The 14,870-nt window shown below is 72.0% G+C and carries 16 protein-coding genes; 10 read left to right on the top strand and 6 right to left on the bottom strand.

All coding sequences use genetic code 11. The features are described 5' to 3' along the window. The 6 genes from AB0J57_RS34460 to AB0J57_RS34435 form a co-directional block, all read left to right on the top strand. The coding region (locus AB0J57_RS34460; protein ID WP_366132366.1) for an adenosylhomocysteinase at nucleotides 1–183 on the top strand (183 nt) is incomplete at its 5' end. Nucleotides 184–356: 173 nt separating this feature from the next. After that, entirely contained in the window at nucleotides 357–1,118 is a 762-nt protein-coding gene (locus AB0J57_RS34455; RefSeq protein ID WP_366132365.1) for a maleylpyruvate isomerase family mycothiol-dependent enzyme, read from the top strand. Between the two features lie 317 nt (nucleotides 1,119–1,435). Beyond that, nucleotides 1,436–2,275: an NmrA family NAD(P)-binding protein gene (locus tag AB0J57_RS34450; RefSeq protein ID WP_366132364.1), complete on the top strand. Its 840-nt coding sequence runs from the start codon at nucleotides 1,436–1,438 to the stop codon at nucleotides 2,273–2,275. Between the two features lie 104 nt (nucleotides 2,276–2,379). After that, the gene (locus tag AB0J57_RS34445; RefSeq protein ID WP_366132363.1) at nucleotides 2,380–3,036 is read left to right on the top strand and encodes a hemerythrin domain-containing protein; all 657 of its coding nucleotides are present in this window, start codon (nucleotides 2,380–2,382) and stop codon (nucleotides 3,034–3,036) included. Between the two features lie 14 nt (nucleotides 3,037–3,050). After that, nucleotides 3,051–3,545: an anthrone oxygenase family protein gene (locus tag AB0J57_RS34440; RefSeq protein WP_366132362.1), complete on the top strand. Its 495-nt coding sequence runs from the start codon at nucleotides 3,051–3,053 to the stop codon at nucleotides 3,543–3,545. A gap of 96 nt (nucleotides 3,546–3,641) precedes the next feature. Then, entirely contained in the window at nucleotides 3,642–4,637 is a 996-nt protein-coding gene (locus tag AB0J57_RS34435; RefSeq protein ID WP_366132361.1) for an AraC family transcriptional regulator, read from the top strand. Between the two features lie 66 nt (nucleotides 4,638–4,703). Here the strand turns inward: AB0J57_RS34435 and AB0J57_RS34430 are convergent, their stop codons facing one another. The 5 genes from AB0J57_RS34430 to AB0J57_RS34410 are packed head-to-tail and all read right to left on the bottom strand — an operon-like array spanning nucleotide 4,704 to nucleotide 9,981. After that, the gene (locus tag AB0J57_RS34430) at nucleotides 4,704–5,528 is read right to left on the bottom strand and encodes an alpha/beta hydrolase (protein WP_366132360.1); all 825 of its coding nucleotides are present in this window, start codon (nucleotides 5,526–5,528) and stop codon (nucleotides 4,704–4,706) included. Next, on the bottom strand, nucleotides 5,525–5,992 hold the full coding sequence (locus tag AB0J57_RS34425; RefSeq protein WP_366132359.1) for an SRPBCC family protein: 468 nt from the start codon (nucleotides 5,990–5,992) through the stop codon (nucleotides 5,525–5,527). Before AB0J57_RS34425 ends, AB0J57_RS34430 begins: the two co-directional genes overlap by 4 nt. Before the next feature lie 27 nt (nucleotides 5,993–6,019). Continuing rightward, nucleotides 6,020–7,516 (bottom strand): FAD-binding protein, encoded by a 1,497-nt coding sequence (locus tag AB0J57_RS34420; RefSeq protein ID WP_366132358.1) that lies wholly within the window; start codon nucleotides 7,514–7,516, stop codon nucleotides 6,020–6,022. Between the two features lie 19 nt (nucleotides 7,517–7,535). Then, a complete protein-coding gene (locus tag AB0J57_RS34415) occupies nucleotides 7,536–9,089 on the bottom strand; it encodes an NAD(P)/FAD-dependent oxidoreductase (RefSeq protein WP_366132357.1) in 1,554 nt (517 codons plus the stop codon). A gap of 13 nt (nucleotides 9,090–9,102) precedes the next feature. Then, nucleotides 9,103–9,981, bottom strand: coding sequence for a class I SAM-dependent methyltransferase (locus tag AB0J57_RS34410; RefSeq protein ID WP_366132356.1), 879 nt, complete (start codon nucleotides 9,979–9,981; stop codon nucleotides 9,103–9,105). A gap of 168 nt (nucleotides 9,982–10,149) precedes the next feature. Between AB0J57_RS34410 and AB0J57_RS34405 the strand changes: the two genes are divergently transcribed. The 3 genes from AB0J57_RS34405 to AB0J57_RS34395 are packed head-to-tail and all read left to right on the top strand — an operon-like array spanning nucleotide 10,150 to nucleotide 12,152. Next, nucleotides 10,150–10,404 (top strand): hypothetical protein, encoded by a 255-nt coding sequence (locus AB0J57_RS34405; protein ID WP_366132355.1) that lies wholly within the window; start codon nucleotides 10,150–10,152, stop codon nucleotides 10,402–10,404. Nucleotides 10,405–10,416: 12 nt separating this feature from the next. After that, nucleotides 10,417–11,403, top strand: a complete 987-nt coding sequence (locus AB0J57_RS34400) for a beta-ketoacyl-ACP synthase 3 (RefSeq protein ID WP_366132354.1) — start codon at nucleotides 10,417–10,419, stop codon at nucleotides 11,401–11,403. After that, the gene (locus AB0J57_RS34395) at nucleotides 11,400–12,152 is read left to right on the top strand and encodes an SDR family NAD(P)-dependent oxidoreductase (protein ID WP_366132353.1); all 753 of its coding nucleotides are present in this window, start codon (nucleotides 11,400–11,402) and stop codon (nucleotides 12,150–12,152) included. The genes AB0J57_RS34400 and AB0J57_RS34395 overlap by 4 nt, the downstream gene beginning before the upstream one ends. Before the next feature lie 277 nt (nucleotides 12,153–12,429). On the opposite strand, the gene AB0J57_RS34390 is transcribed toward AB0J57_RS34395, so the two are convergent. After that, nucleotides 12,430–13,299: a bacterial transcriptional activator domain-containing protein gene (locus AB0J57_RS34390; RefSeq protein WP_366132352.1), complete on the bottom strand. Its 870-nt coding sequence runs from the start codon at nucleotides 13,297–13,299 to the stop codon at nucleotides 12,430–12,432. Between the two features lie 343 nt (nucleotides 13,300–13,642). Here AB0J57_RS34390 and AB0J57_RS34385 point away from each other — a divergent pair, with 343 nt between their 5' ends. After that, complete coding sequence (locus AB0J57_RS34385; RefSeq protein WP_366132351.1) at nucleotides 13,643–14,869, top strand: aminotransferase class I/II-fold pyridoxal phosphate-dependent enzyme; 1,227 nt, start codon at nucleotides 13,643–13,645, stop codon at nucleotides 14,867–14,869. Nucleotide 14,870: the final 1 nt, after the last annotated feature.

The raw sequence follows: 14,870 nt of genomic DNA, 5'->3' as shown, positions 1-14,870 counted from the left end.
TTCACCAAGCCCGAGCAGTACCCGACCGACGTCTACGTGCTGCCCAAGCACCTCGACGAGAAGGTCGCCCGCCTCCACCTGGACGCCCTCGGCGTCAAGCTGACGACCCTCCGGCCGGAACAGGCCGCCTACATCGGTGTGAACGTCGAGGGCCCGTACAAGCCCGACCACTACCGCTACTGACGGATAGTCGCCTCTCGCCGATCGGGGGCGGAATCGATCGATTCCGCCCTCATCACCACGTCCCGCTCCCCCGGCTCCCAGGCCAGGAGCAGGTCGAAAGGTGCTCTGACTCCCGCAGTGACGGCCTGGAAAACAGGGTGCGGCCGGCTGAGCCGGGGTGATAGCCAAGCGATGTGACAGAAAGTCTTGAGTATTCCGCCCTGCTGCAACTGATCGACGAGCGGTCGGCCGCGTTTCGGAGTGCGGTTGCCGCCGCGCCCAGCCTTGACGCGCCGGTGCCGTCCTGCCCCGAGTGGACGTTGTTCGATCTGGTGCAGCACCTGGGTACGGGCCAGCGCTGGTGGGCCGCGATCGTCGCCGCGGGCCCGGCCGAGGCTCCGCCGGCCAAGGATGCCGCGGAGGCACCGCGCGAGCTCGAGGCGCTGCTGGCCTGGTACGCCGAGTCGAACGAGCTGCTGCTGAGTGCGCTGCGCGAGGCCGGCCCGGAGCGCGAGTGCTGGGCGTGGTGGAGCGCCGGCGTGTCGCCGGCGAATGCCTGGGGCGTTGCCCGGCGCCGGGTGCACGAGGTGCTGGTGCACACCTACGACGCCCAGCTCGCCGCAGGCGCCGTGCAGCCGATGCCGGCGGACGTCGCGATCGACGGCGTGGCCGAGTTTCTCGACACCTGCAACTCCACCCCGGCGGCCTGGCCGCACGAGGCCGCCACCATCCACTACCACGCCGCCGAGGGCCGCTCCTGGCTCCTCGCGCTGGACGGCACCGGCGCCTGGCCCGCACCCCTCACGGAAGACGCCGCGCCCGCCTCCGCTTCGGCCACGGGCACGGCCGAGCAGCTGCTCCTCTTCGTCTGGGGCCGCCTCACGCTGAGCGACCTGAAGATCGAGGGCGACCAGCAGGTGTTCGAGCATCTGATCGCCTGGGAGCCCGAGGAGTAGCCAGTCAATACCGCCGGAGGACGGCCTCGATGACGTCCGCGTCGGTGAGCATCGCGAACAGCTCCGCCTCCGCGCGGCGGACGACCAGTACGGCCTCGTACAGCTCGGGCTCGATCCAAGAGGGTGCCGCCGACCGGGGCTTCTCGAGCCGCGCTCGTGGCCCGCTGGAGGAACCGGGCGATCCGATGGCGGGGCCGGGCGCGGCTGCCTAGGCTCGGGGCGTTCGCGCTTCGGCTCACTCCTCCGTAGACGCACGCATATGGAGTTGAGTGCTGCGGCTATGGCTCGTCTCACCGCGCAGGAGTTGACTGATCCACATGACGAACACACAGAACGCACAGACGAACGGCACGAAGACGACGCTGGTCATCGGCGGCACCGGCAAGACCGGCCGCCGGGTCGCCGAGCGGCTCACCGCACGTGGCCTGCCGGTGCGCGTGGGGTCCCGGAACGGAGAGATCCCGTTCGTGTGGGAGGACCCGGGCACGTGGGAGGCCGCTCTGGAGGGTGTGGGGGCCGTCTACGTCACCTACTACCCCGACCTCGCCTTCCCCGGCGCCGCCGAGGCCGTCGGCGCGTTCTCCAAGGTCGCCGTCGAGAAGGGTGCGCGCCGGCTGGTGCTGCTCTCCGGCCGCGGTGAGGAGGGCGCGGTGATCAGCGAGGACAAGCTGAAGGAGTCCGGCGCCGACTGGACCGTCGTACGGGCCAACTGGTTCAACCAGAACTTCAGCGAGAGCTTCTTCCTTGAGCCCGTCCTCGCCGGCGAGCTGGCCCTGCCCACCGCCGAGGCCGTCGAGCCGTTCGTGGACGCCGACGACATCGCCGACGTCGTCACCGCCGCGCTCACCGACGACAAGCACATCGGCAGGACCTACGAGCTGTCCGGCCCCCGGCTGCTGAGCTTCCACGACGTGGCCGCCGAGCTGTCCAAGGCCACCGGCCGCCAGATCACGTACATCCCGGTCTCGATCGACGACTACCGCGCGGTGCTGAAGGAGAACGGCCTGCCGGTCGAGTTCGCGGACCTGTTCGGGCTGATCCTCGACGGGCGCAACGCCAGCGTCGTCAACGGCGTCGAGGAGGCCATCGGCCGCAAGCCGAAGGACTTCTCCGACTTCGCGAAGGACGCCGCCGCCAGTGGTGTCTGGAACGTCTGACCCCGCCGGCAGCCCCCACGCCTCCGGCGCCGCCCGCGCGGTTCACAGGACGCACCCGCGCCGGCGGCGCCGGACCACCACACCTCGAAGGACGGGAGGCGGTCATGACCACAGCCATGTCGAGCGAACGCCTCGACACCCTGCCCGACCACTTCCACGGCTTCGCCCTCATGCACGTGGCGATGCGCCGCGACGCTGCCAGGCTGACGGCCGCGGCACCCCGGCTCACCGCCGCCGGCCTCGGCCCGGCGGGCGAGTGGTGGCGGCGGCTGCGCGAGGTCATCGACTGGCACCACCACAGCGAGGACGACCTGCTGTGGCCCGAACTGCTCCGCCGCCTCCCCGAGTTCGCCGACCAGGCCCGCGAGCTGGCCGGTGACCACACCGCGCTCGACCGGGCCATGGACGCGGTGAGCGCCGCACTGAGGCCGGGCAGCGACCCGGCCACCGTGGCCCCGGCCGCCGCCGCCTTCGCCGGCGTCCTCCACGACCACCTCGCGGACGAGGAGAGAACCGTCTTCCCCGTCTTCGCCCGCCTCCCCGCCCGCGACTACCTCGCCCTGGAACAGCGCCTGGTGCGCACCGCGCCCCTGCGCGTCCTCACCCACCTCCCGCCGTGGATGTTCGACGGCGCGCCGAAACGGTCCGTACGGCTCGTCGCGGCCACCATGCCGCCGCCCGTGCGGCTGCTGGGCCGCACCGCGCTGCGCCGCCGGTACGAAGCCGGACTCGGCGCCATCGTCCAACCCGTACGTACGTAGGAAGGAACCCGCCGATGCCCGAGGCCGCCCAGCCCGCGCTCACCGCCGCCACCATCGCCATGGGCCTCAGCGCCGGCCTGTACTTCGCCTTCGACGTGTCCGTGCTGCCCGGCCTCGCCCGCGGCGACGACCAGGCGTACCTGACCGCCATGAACCACATCAACGAGGCCATCGAGAACGGGCTGTTCGGGCTCGTCTTCCTCGGCGCCTTCCTCGCGACCGGCGCCGCGGGCGGCCGTCTCCAGCGGACCGGCCGGCGCGCCGCCGCCCGCTGGACGTGGGCCGCGCTCGCCCTCTACACGGCCGCCGTCGCGCTCACCTTCCGCGTCAACGTGCCGCTCAACCGGCGCCTCGCCGCCGCCTCCGGGCCGTCCGCGAACGCCGGGGAACTCGCGGCGCTGCGGCAGGCGTTCACCTCCCGGTGGGTACCGTCCAACGCGGTGCGCACCCTGGCCTGCACCGCGGCGCTCGCCTGCCTCGGCCGGGCGCTCGCCTCCTCCCGTACCTGAGCCCGACGAGCGAACCCCGAAGCCGCGCCCGCCCTCCGGACGTCCCCCGCACGGAGGGCGGGCGCTCCCCACGTCCCCAGCGAAAGGGGTCGTCCCATGGACGCACTCACCGGCCTGCTCGAAGGGCCCAAGGCGCGCGGCGCGTTCCTGCTCAGGTCCGTCTTCAACCCGCCGTGGGCGCTGCGCGTCGAGGACCGTGCCCCCATCTCGCTGGTCACCATGGTGCACGGGGACGCCTGGGTGCTCCCCGACCACGGCTCACCCGTCCTCATCCGGCCCGGTGACGTCGCCGTGCTGCGCGGCCCCGACGCGTACACCATCGCCGACGCCCCCGGCACCCCGGTCCAGGTCGTCGTCGGACCCGAACAGCGCTGCAACACCACCGACGGCGAGGACGTCACCGAGTCCATGGCCCTGGGCGTCCGCACCTGGGGCGACACCATGGGCCAGGGCTCGGCCGTGATGCTCAGCGGCACCTACCAGGCGCCCAGCGAGGTCGGCCGCCGCCTGCTGAACGCGCTGCCCGCCCTGGTCGTACGCCCCCGTGACGCCGGCGGCCACGACCCGCTCGTCGCGCTGCTGGCCCAGGAGATGGGCCGCGAGGAGCCCGGCCAGGAACTGGTCCTCGACCGGCTCCTCGACCTGCTCTTCGTGAGCGTCCTGCGCGCCTGGCTCGCCGAGCCCTCGGCCGGCGCGCCGGCCTGGTACCGCGCCCAGTCCGACCCCACGGTCGGCCCCGCGCTGCGCCTGCTGCACGAGAACCCGGCCCACGCCTGGACCGTGGAGTCGCTGGCCCGCAAGGTCGGGGTCTCCCGCGCCGGGATGGCCCGCCGGTTCGCCGCCGTCGTGGGGGAGCCGCCGATGGCGTACCTGGCCACCTGGCGCCTCACCCTCGCCGCCGACCTGCTGCGCGAACCGGACGCGACGGTGTCGACCGTGGCCAGGCAGGTCGGCTACAGCAGCGCGTTCGCGCTCAGCGCGGCGTTCAAGCGGGTACGGGGCATGAGCCCGCAGGAGTACCGCACCGGTGGCACGGCGAAGGAGGCCCTGCCCCCAGCCGCCCCCTCCCGGACTGTGATCCTGGGGCGCTGAGGCAGGGCCTCCTCCTGGTCGTACGTCAGCCTGGTCGTACGTCAGCCTGGTCGTGCGGTCGGTCGTTCAGCCGGCCAGGTCGCGCACCGCCCGGACGACCGCCCACGGGGCCTCCAGCGGCAGCATGTGCCCGGCGCCCGGCACCTCCTCGAACCTCGCCTTCGGCAGGGCCTCGGCGACCACGCGGCCCAGCTCCGGGGCGATCACCCGGTCACCCGCGCCCGCCAGGACCACCGCGGGGACGCGTACGGACGCCAGCGCCTCACGCAGGTCCATGCCGCGCGACGAGCGGAACGCGTCCGCCCGCACGGCCGGCGCCGTGGCCGCGAACATCTGCCGGTTGACCTCCATGGCCCGGGGGTCGGCCCCCTTGCCCATGGTCTGGCCCAGCAGCAGGCGGCCCAGCGCCGGCCTGCGCAGCGCCCGCGAGAACAGGGCGCTGCCCATCATCCGCACCTCGCTGTCGGGCGTGTCCTGGCCGTGCGCGGCCGTGCCGAGCAGGACCAGGCCGCGCAGGGCCCGGGCGCCGGACGTCACGTACGACAGGGCCGCGAAGCCCCCGCCCGAATGGCCCACCACCACCGCGTCCAGCGCGTCCACGTGGTCCACGACCGCGCCCAGGTCGGCGCCCAGCCGGGCGATCCCGAACGGCTCCCGGCCGGGCGTGGAGGCGCCGTGGCCACGCTGGTCGTACAGCACCACCCGGTGCCCGGCGCGGATCAGCCGGTCGGCGACGGTGCCCCACACCCGGCGGGCCGCGGCCCAGCCATGGGCGCACACGACGGTGGAGCCCGAAGGGGCGCCGAGCGGGGGCAGCACGGTGACCGCGAGCAGCGCGCCGTCGTCGGCGCGTACCGTCGTCTCCGTCGCCGCCGGGGCGAACGTCGTCATCGGCTCAGCACCCCGTTCAGCGCCACGAACGCCGCGCTCGTCGCCTTGGAGTGCTCCGCGCCGATGTCGGCCACCTTCGCCAGCGCCTTCAGCCAGCCGTGCGGACGGCCCCGGAAGTGCATGCCGATCCTGGTCCGCCGCCCGCCGTCCAGCGGGTCGAGCACGAAGTCGCCCGGGCCCCGGAAGACCCCGTCGACGTACTCGACCGACAGCCGGCGCCCCGGCTCGACCGCCGTCGTGCGCGCGGTGAACCGCAGCTTGGGACCGCCCTTGTCGACGCCCTTGGTGTGCACGGTCACCGCGACCTCGCCGCCCACCTCGTCCGGCGAACCGGACCTGACGGCGAAGGTGTTGGCCGGCACCCACCAGCGCGCCCCGCCGCGGAACTCGGCGAGCAGCGCGTCCCACACGACGTCCGGCGGCGCGTCGACGACCGCCTCGTCGATCAGGTCGTACCCAGTCATGCCGCTTCCTCCTTAACCGAAGAAGTCCTAACCGAAGAAGCCCTGGCCCGGCGTGAGGATGTTCGACGGGTCGTAGCGGCGCTTGGCCCGGTAGAACTCCTCCCACCTGGTTCCGAAGTGCGCCTTCCAGTCGGCCGGCGTCATCCCCGGTATCGCGCCGACCAGGTACCGCTTGGCGCCCAGCGCGACCGCCCGGTCGTACAGCCGCCGGTTCTGGTCCAGCATCTGCTGGATGCCGGTCTCGCCGGGGTTGGGGAACCGCAGCAGGTCGAAGAGGTAGCCGACCGACTCGTTGGGTTGTACCGCCAGCGGCCGGGTCGCCTTGCGGGTGTAGTACGGGTAGAACAGCAGGAACCCGCCACCGAGGCTGTCCGCCGTCAGCTCCTTCTCGACCACCTCCATGAACGCCTTCGTCTTGGAGGCCGGCAGGAACAGGCTCAGCCACGGCTTGGGCTGGTACCAGTGGCCGCTCTCCTTGAGGTACGTCTCGTAGCCGTCGAGCCGGAACATGTAGTCCCGGTAGGCGACGTCCTCGATCACCGCCTGGGCGCGGTTGTCGCGCAGCCCCGACAGCAGCGCCGCCCGGTCGGGGACGGCCGTGCCCGAGTAGTTGGCGGCCACCTCCATCTTGTAGCGCCAGCCCGAGTCGTCGGGCTTGCGCAGCATCTCGCCCGCCTGGACGTGGAAGCGGTTCTCGGCCATGACCTTCTCGCCGTCGGCGAGGTACGTGGCCAGGTCGTCGTAGAAGAGGCTGAAGACGACCGACCGCTGCGGGGCGGCGATCAGCTTCACCTTGGCCCGCAGGATGATCGCGGTCTGGCCGCCGCCCGAGAGCACCGAGTGGAACAGGTCGGGGTACGCCGAGGCGGACACCGTCAGCAACTGGCCGGTGCCGGTCACCACGTCCAGCGAGTGGACGGTGTCGCACAGCAGCCCGTACTTCTGCACGGTGCCGCCGATGCCGCCGATGGAGAGCGTGCCGCCGATGGACAGGTGCAGGTAGTCGGGGAGGGCCGGCGGCGTCTTGCCGGCCTTCAGGGCCGCGTCGGTGAGCTGGCCCCAGGTCACCCCGGCCTCCACCACGGCGTTGGTGGAGTTGATGCTGATGATCCTCGACATGGCGCGGGCGTCGATGGAGATGCCGCCGGTGGGCACGGCCGCCTGGCCGTAGACGGAGTGCGACTCCTGGTCGCCGTTGGTCCCGCCCTGCCCGTTCACGGCGATCTTCAGGTTGTTGGCCCGGGCGTAGTTGACCATCTTGACGATGTCGCGGTCCGACCCGGGCCGCAGCACCGCCCAGGGCGCCGACGTCTTCAGCCGCCCGAAGTCGTGGCGGAAGCGCTCCAGGTCCGCCGCCGAGGTCGTCAGGGTGCCGTCCAGCGCCGGGGCCTCGGCCACGGCCGCGCCGTCGGACACCTCGGCGGCGGTCGCCCACGACTGGCTCGCGGCGCTCCAGCCGACGACCGTGGCGGCGGTGGCGGCGAACCCGCCCAGTACCTTGCGACGCGAGAGCGTGGTGTTCATCTGCGTGTCTCCCGTTCGGTCATGCGTGGTCAAGGGCGGGTCTTCCGGCGCCGACGGACGTGACGAGCTGGTACTCGGCAGGGTCGAACCGGCGGGTGCGGCGGCGGAACCGCCAGGTGTACGTGGGCCAGATCGACGGGTTGCGGCCGTGCTCGTCGAGGTACCAGCTACGGCAGTTGCCGGCGTTCCACACCGTGCCGTCGAGCCGCCGCTGCACCTCGTCGTTCCAGGCGCGCTGGGCCTCCTCGCGGACCTCCACACTGGCCAGGCCGCGCTTGTCCATGTGCGCGAGCGCGTCGAGGACGTAACCGATCTGCGCCTCGATCATCACGACCTGCGAGGAGTGCCCCAGCGTGGTGTTGGGGCCCAGCAGCAGGAACAGGTTCGGGAAGCCGGCGACCGTCGTGCCGCGGTGCGCCGCCATGCCCTGCTCGCGCCACACGTCACGCAGCAGCCTGCCGCCGCGGCCGGTGATACGGCCCGCGACGGGCCGGTCCGTGGCCTTGAACCCGGTCCCCAGGATGATCGTGTCGATCTCGCGCTCGGTGCCGTCGGCGGTGACGATCGACTTCGGGCGCACCTCGGCGATCGGGTCGGTGACCAGGTCGACGTTGGGCTGCTGGATCGCCGGGTACCAGGTGTTGGAGAACAGCAGCCGCTTGCACGCCATGACGTAGTCGGGCGTGAGCTTGCGCCTCAGCTCCGGGTCGGCGACCGACTTCTTCAGGTGGTCGCCGGCCATCTTCTGCATCTTCCCGGCGACCTTGGGCCGCTTCATGACGAAGGCCAGGACCTCTCGGCCCCACATGTTGAAGTTGCGCCGGAAGTTCTGGTAGCCCGGCACCTTGTGCAGCAGCGCCGACTGGAGCGGGCTGGTCGGCTTGTCGTTCTTGGGCCCGATCCACGGCGGGGTGCGCTGGTAGAGGTCGAGCCGCCCCACCTGGGGCTGGATCTTCGGTACGAACTGGATGGCGGAGGCGCCGGTGCCGATGACGGCGACGCTGCGGTCCGTCAGGTCGTGGTCGTGGTTCCACCGCGAGGAGTGGAACACCGTGCCCTCGAAGTCCGCGAGCCCCGGGATGTCGGGTACGGCCGCCTCGGAGAGGTAGCCGGTGCCCGAGACCAGCACCTGGGCGGTGTAGTCGCCCTGCGAGGTCTCGATGTACCAGCGGCGCGTCGGCTCGTCCCAGCGGGCGGCGAGCAGCTCGTGGCCGAAGCGGATGTGGGGGCGCACCCCGAACCGGTCGGCCACGTCCCGCAGGTAGGCGAACAGCTCCTCCTGCTTGCCGAACGTGGACTTCCAGCCCGGGTTCTGCGCGAACGAGAAGGAGTACAGGTGGGACATCACATCGCACGCGGCGCCCGGGTAGGAGTTGTCGCGCCAGGTGCCGCCCACCTCGTCGGCCCGCTCGAACACCAGGAAGTCGTCCATCCCGCGCTGGAGCAGGCGCACCGCCATGCCCAGGCCGGAGAAGCCGCTGCCGATCACCGCGACCCGCAGGTGCCGGGTCGGCCCGCCGCCCGTGCCGCCACCGGTCGGGGCGGCCGAAGGGGGTTCGAGAATGCTCGTCACGTCGGCCTCCTCCTCAGCGCCGGGCGATGGTCACGCGGAAGTTGTTGAAGAACTTGTCCTCCAGCGTGTACGCGAAGATGTCCAGGTAGCGCTCGAAGCGGGCGACGACCTCCTCGCCCTCCAGGGCGACGGCCTCGTCCCGGCGCTCGGCCAGCAGTTGCAGCCAGGCCCGGCAGGCGACGGCGAACGACTCGCGCTCGTTGACGATCTCGACGACGTCGAAGAGCCCCTCGGCCGCCTGCGTCAGCTCGTGCAGGTGCGGGATGTGGCAGTTCTCGAACTCGGAGCGCTGGAGGAACTTCAGGTCGTCCAGGAGCTGCCGGTTCATCGGCAGGGCCTCGGCGGTCATGGTGTGCAGCACGAACCGGGCCCCGGGCTTGAGGGCGGCGCCCACCTTGTTGAAGAACACCCGGTACTTCTTGGTGCGCTCGCGCGGCGGCAGCGTGGAGGAGACGAAGTGCTCCAGCGCGTTGATGCAGAACGCCGCGTCGTACGGGTCGTCGGTGACGTGGTCCTCCCACGACTCGACCCGGGTGGTGATGCGCGGGTTGTCCAGGCCGGCGATGAACTGTTCCTGCGTGCGGCTGAGGGTGAGGCCGACGGCCTGCTCCACGCCGTGGACGGTGGTGAGCCGGTTGAGCATGGTGCCCCAGCCGCAGCCCACGTCCAGCACCCGGCGCGCACCGGCGGCGCGCGCCAGTTCGACGAACGTGTCGAGCTTGCGCTCCTGGGCCTCGTCGAGCGCCTCGGTCAGGCCCTCGCCCTCCTCCCAGTACCCGCCGGAGTACATCATCGTGGGGCCCAGCAGGAGGCGATAGAAGTCGTTGCTCACCTCGTAGTGGTGCCTGATCGCGTCGACCTCGGGGACCGACCTGTCTGCGACCGTCGTCATGTGCGTCCTCAACTCCTCCTGGCGGCGTGCGCTGTCGCAGACGAGGAAAGCGGGTCGCTCGCAACAGATGTGCAAGACGGCCGACGGGAACCCGTGTTGCGCAACGGTTGCGCGGCCCGGGCTTCCATTCCCCCGAACGACCGAGCCCCGCGAGAGAGGACCCACCTCATGTCCCTGCCCACCATCGAAGAACTGGCGAGCCAGCTCGAGGCCGTGTCGGGCGCCGAGAAGGTCGACCCCGACCACCCGCTCCAGCACATCGCGGACGTCGACTCGCTGGACCTGATGGAGTGGCTGTACGGCTTCCAGAACGCGTACCCCCACATCCCCGCCGACGAGTCGCTCTTCGCGGACATCGACGACACGACCACGCTGCGCGTCGTCTACGACCGCATCGTCGCGCTCGTGCCGGCGCAGGTCTGAGCGGGACCGCCCGTGAACGGCTTCGACATCACCGGGTGGGGCATGGCCGTACCCGAGCGCGTCGTCTCCAGCCAGGAGCTGGCGCAGCGCTTCGGCGTGGACGAGCACTGGATCGTCAGCCGGTGCGGGATCCGTGAACGGCGGGCCGTCGGGCCGGGCCAGACGACCGCCTCCCTGGCCGTCGAGGCCGGCCGGCGCGCGCTGGACAAGGCCGGGCTGGGCGGCGGGGACATCGCGCACCTGATCGTCGCCACCGCCACGCCCGAGCAGCCCTCGCCGGCGACGTCCGCGTTCGTCCACCACGAACTGGGCATCGCCGGCAGCGCGCACGACGTCAACTCCGAGTGCGCGGGGTTCGTCTACGGACTGGTCCAGGCCATGGCGCTGATCAAGATCGACCCGCGCCCGATCCTGCTCATCGGCTCCGACACCCACACCCTGACGGCCAACCCGGCCGACCGCGACCTGTCGATCCTCGTCGGGGACGGCGCGGGCGCGGTCGTGCTCCAGCCGGCCGCCCAGGACCGGGTCCTCGCCTGGAACCTGGGCGCGGACGGGAGCTGCACCGGCAGCCTCAAGGTGCTCGCCGGCGGCAGCCGGATGCCCACCACCGAGGAGACCGTGCGCCAGGGCCTGCACTACGCGCAGATCAACGGCAACGAGATCTACCTCAACGCCGTGCGGTACACGGTGCGCACGGTGCGCGAGACGCTGGCCGAGGCGAAGGTCGATGCGGCCGACGTGGACCACGTCATCCCGCACCAGGCGAACATCCGGATCATCAACTCGATCCTCAGCCACACGGGGCTGCGGCCCGAGGCCCTGGTCGCCAATCTGCACAAGTACGGCAACACGGCCTCCGCGTCCATCCCGATCGCGCTGACCGAGGCCCTGGACGAGGGCCGCGTCAAGGACGGCGACCTGGTGCTGCTGGCCGGGTTCGGGGCGGGGATGACCTGGGGGTCGGTCCTGCTGGAGTGGGGCGGAGGGAAGCGATGAGCAGCAAGCCCGTGGGCAGCCGGCCCGAACGGCCGGTCGCCCTCGTCACGGGAGCGTCCGGCGGGCTCGGACAGGCCCTGGCGATCGAACTGGACGCCCTCGGCTGCCGGGTCGCGGTCCACTACAACAGCTCCGAGGAGCGGGCCCGGGCCGTCCAGGACAAGCTCACCAACGACTCGGTCGTGGTGAGCGGCGACGTCGGCTCGTACGAGGCCGTCACGGCGATGTACGAGGAGATCGGCGCCCGGCTGGGTCCGGTCGACGTCCTGGTCAACAACGGCGCGATCCGCAAGGACGCGCTGATGGCGATGCAGTCGCCGGCGGACTGGGCGGAGGTGATCCGGACCAACCTGATCGGCTCCTTCCACACCGCCCGCGTGGCCGTTCCGCACATGCTGCGGCAGCGGTGGGGCCGGGTGCTCAACGTGGTGTCGCCGTCCGGGCTGATCGCGACGGCGGGCCAGACGGCGTACTCCGCGTCGAAGGCGGGCCTGATCGGCTTCACCCGCACGCTGGCCGCCGAGTGCGGCCGGCGCGGGGTCACCGTCAACGCCCTCTCGCCCGGCTTCATGATCACCGGCATGACGCAGGACCTTCCCGACCGCGTGAAGGAGGGGATGGAGACCAAGGCTCCGATCCCGCGCTTCGTCACGGTCGAGGAGGTGGCCCGCAGCGCCGCCCTGTTCCTGGAACAGGACTGCATGACGGGCCAGGTGATCAGCATCGACAGCGGAGTGTCCATCACCTGACCTCCCTCCCCCCGGAGCGGGGCCCGGGCCTCTGTGCCCGGGCCCCCAGGGGCGTTTTACGGCGTCTGGCTGACGTGGATGCAGCTCGCCCAGCCGTTGCCGATGGCCAGTCCGGTGTTCTCCCGTAGGGACCGGTGAGTGACCGGTGAGGTGGTCAGCCACGCGTACCCCGGTCCGGGCGGCGACGGGCGGCACACCGGGACCCCGGCGCACCACCCGTACCAACGACGCCGCCCCCACGTCGCGCACCGCCGCACGGGACCGGCCCCCGGCCCTCTCAGCGCGGCGGCGGCAGTGCCTCGAAGGCGCCCAGCAGCACGGGGTCCAGGGCGTCCGGGGGGCCGGGTTCCGCGCAGGCGGGGCGGCGCGGGAGGGAGGGGCCGGAGGCGCGCAGCAGCTCCAGGTACGCCCGCTGCGTCTCGGCCGCCGGGTCGATGCCCAGCTCCTCGGCGAGCACCTCGCGCAGTTGGTGGTACGCGCGCAGCGCGTCGGCCCGGTTGCCGGCCGAGGCGTGCGCCGTCATCCGGCAGCGGTGGGCACTCTCCCGGAATGGCGCACGGCGCACCGCCTCGTCCGCGTACCGCAGCCCGTGGTGCTGGTCGCCCAGGGCGGAGGCGGACAGGCTCGCCAGCTCCAGGGCGGTCAGGCGCAGTTCGTCCACCCGTTCGCGCACGGCGCCGACCCACTCGCCCTCGTGGGCCGGCAGGAACGAGCCGCGCAGGTTGGACACCGCCCCGGCGGCCAACTGCCGCGCCACGGCGTGGGCGCCCTCCGCGAACGCCTCCCGGGCCTCGGCGACCGCCACTTCGGCCGCCTCCACGTCGACCGCCGTGTCGCCGGGCAGCCGCAGCAGGTAGCGGCCGCTGCGGGCGACCAGCGGTGTCTCGCCCGGCTTCTGGTGCGGGCTGGTGACATAGGCACGCACCCGGCTGACGACACTGCGCAGGGCCGACGCCCAGGTGTCCGGCAGCCCGTCCGGCCACACGGTGTCGGCGAGCTGGTCGCGGCCGGTGCCCGCCGCGCGTTCCAGGACCAGCCGGGCGAAGGCCACCTGGGCCTGGGCGCTCGACAGGTGCTGAGGCGGAACACCGTCGTGTTCGATGGTGACGAGTCCTACGAGTCTGATCAGCAAAGCTGAATCCCCCATGACATCGGCGGCCCCTGGCCGAAAGCGCGTGAGCGCGCACGAAAAGGGACCGCGGACCATTACGGGGCCGATCTTGCGACTTCGCCGCAGACCGGTTCCCTTTCCCACTCCCTTTCCCGTGCATTCGACCGTACCGGCGTCTCGTAGAACTGTTCAACCATGGCCGGAAACATACCGCCGTGAATAGTCGGAACCCTCCCGTCCGGTATTTCGCGCCCCCTTGCCCGGTTCACCGAAAAGGAAATTGCGCGCGTCTTGCGGCCGCCGCCTAGAAATGACGTCGCGTTGGGTCAATGCCGAGATGTGCCGAGAAGGACGAGCTGCCGTGGATGAGGAGACGCACGTGAACGCACCCGGAGCATGGGATCGCCTCGAGCCGAAGCTGGCGGCCACACGACGGCGGGTGCGGTCACTCGAATCGGAACCCGGCCGCCGCAACAGCTTCGTCGCGTACACCGTCGAGCGCGACAGCGCCTACGCCGACCTCGACGGGCGCCGGCTGCTGATGATGTCCGGATACAGCTACCTCGGACTGGCCGGTGACGAACGGGTCGTGGCCGCCGCCAAGGCCGCCGTCGACCTGTACGGCACCGGCAACCACGGCGTGCGCGCCCTGGCCGGGACCATCCCGCTGCACGAGGAGCTGGAGGCGGAGGTCGCCCGGTTCGCCGACCGAGAGACGTCCATGGTCTTCGGATCCGGTTACGCCGCCAACGTCGGCACCGTCGGCGGCCTCGTCGGCCCGGGCGACACCGTCTTCATCGACAAGTACGACCACGCCTCGATCGTCGACGGCTGCCGCCTCTCCGGCGCCACCGTCACCCGCTTCCGGCACAACGACGTCGACCACCTCGACCGGCGGCTGCGGGCCGCCGGACCCGACGGCGTACGCCTCGTCATCGTCGACAGCGTCTACTCCATGGACGGCGACATCGCCCCGCTGCCCGAGCTGCGCAAGGTCTGCGACGAGCACAACGCGCTGCTCATGGTCGACGAGGCCCACGCCCTCGGCGTCATCGGCGCCACCGGGCGCGGCATCGAGGAGCACTTCGACTGGCGGGCCAAGGTCGACATCAAGCTCGGCACCCTGTCCAAGGCCATCCCCTCCATGGGCGGCTGGGTCGCCGGACCGGCCGACCTGATCGGCCACCTCCGGTACGCGGCACGGCCGTTCCTGTTCTCCGCCGCCCTCGGCCCCGCCCAGGCCGCCGCCGCGCTGGAGTCGCTGCGCATCCTCCAGCGCGAACCGGAACGCGTCGCCCACATCCAGCACCAGTCCGAGCGGCTGCGCCGCGTCCTCAACGCCGGGGGCTTGCGCACCCAGGACAGCGAGACCGCCGTACTGCCCCTGATCGCCGGGTCCGACGAGGCGGCGTACGACCTCGCCACCGCCTGCCGCCGCAACGGCGTCATCGGCCTGCCCGTCGTCACCCCGGCCGTCCCCAACGACCTGGCCCGGCTGCGGATCGCCGTCACCGCCCGGCACACCGAGGCCGACATCGACTTCGCCGCCGAGGCGTTCCTGGCCTCCGCACGCGAGTGCGGCATCCTCCCCGCCGCCGGCGCCTGAG

It is taken from the genome of Streptomyces sp. NPDC049837 (genome assembly GCF_040674455.1).
Lineage (GTDB): Bacteria > Actinomycetota > Actinomycetes > Streptomycetales > Streptomycetaceae > Streptomyces.
This window is presented reverse-complemented; position numbering and strand designations above follow the sequence as displayed.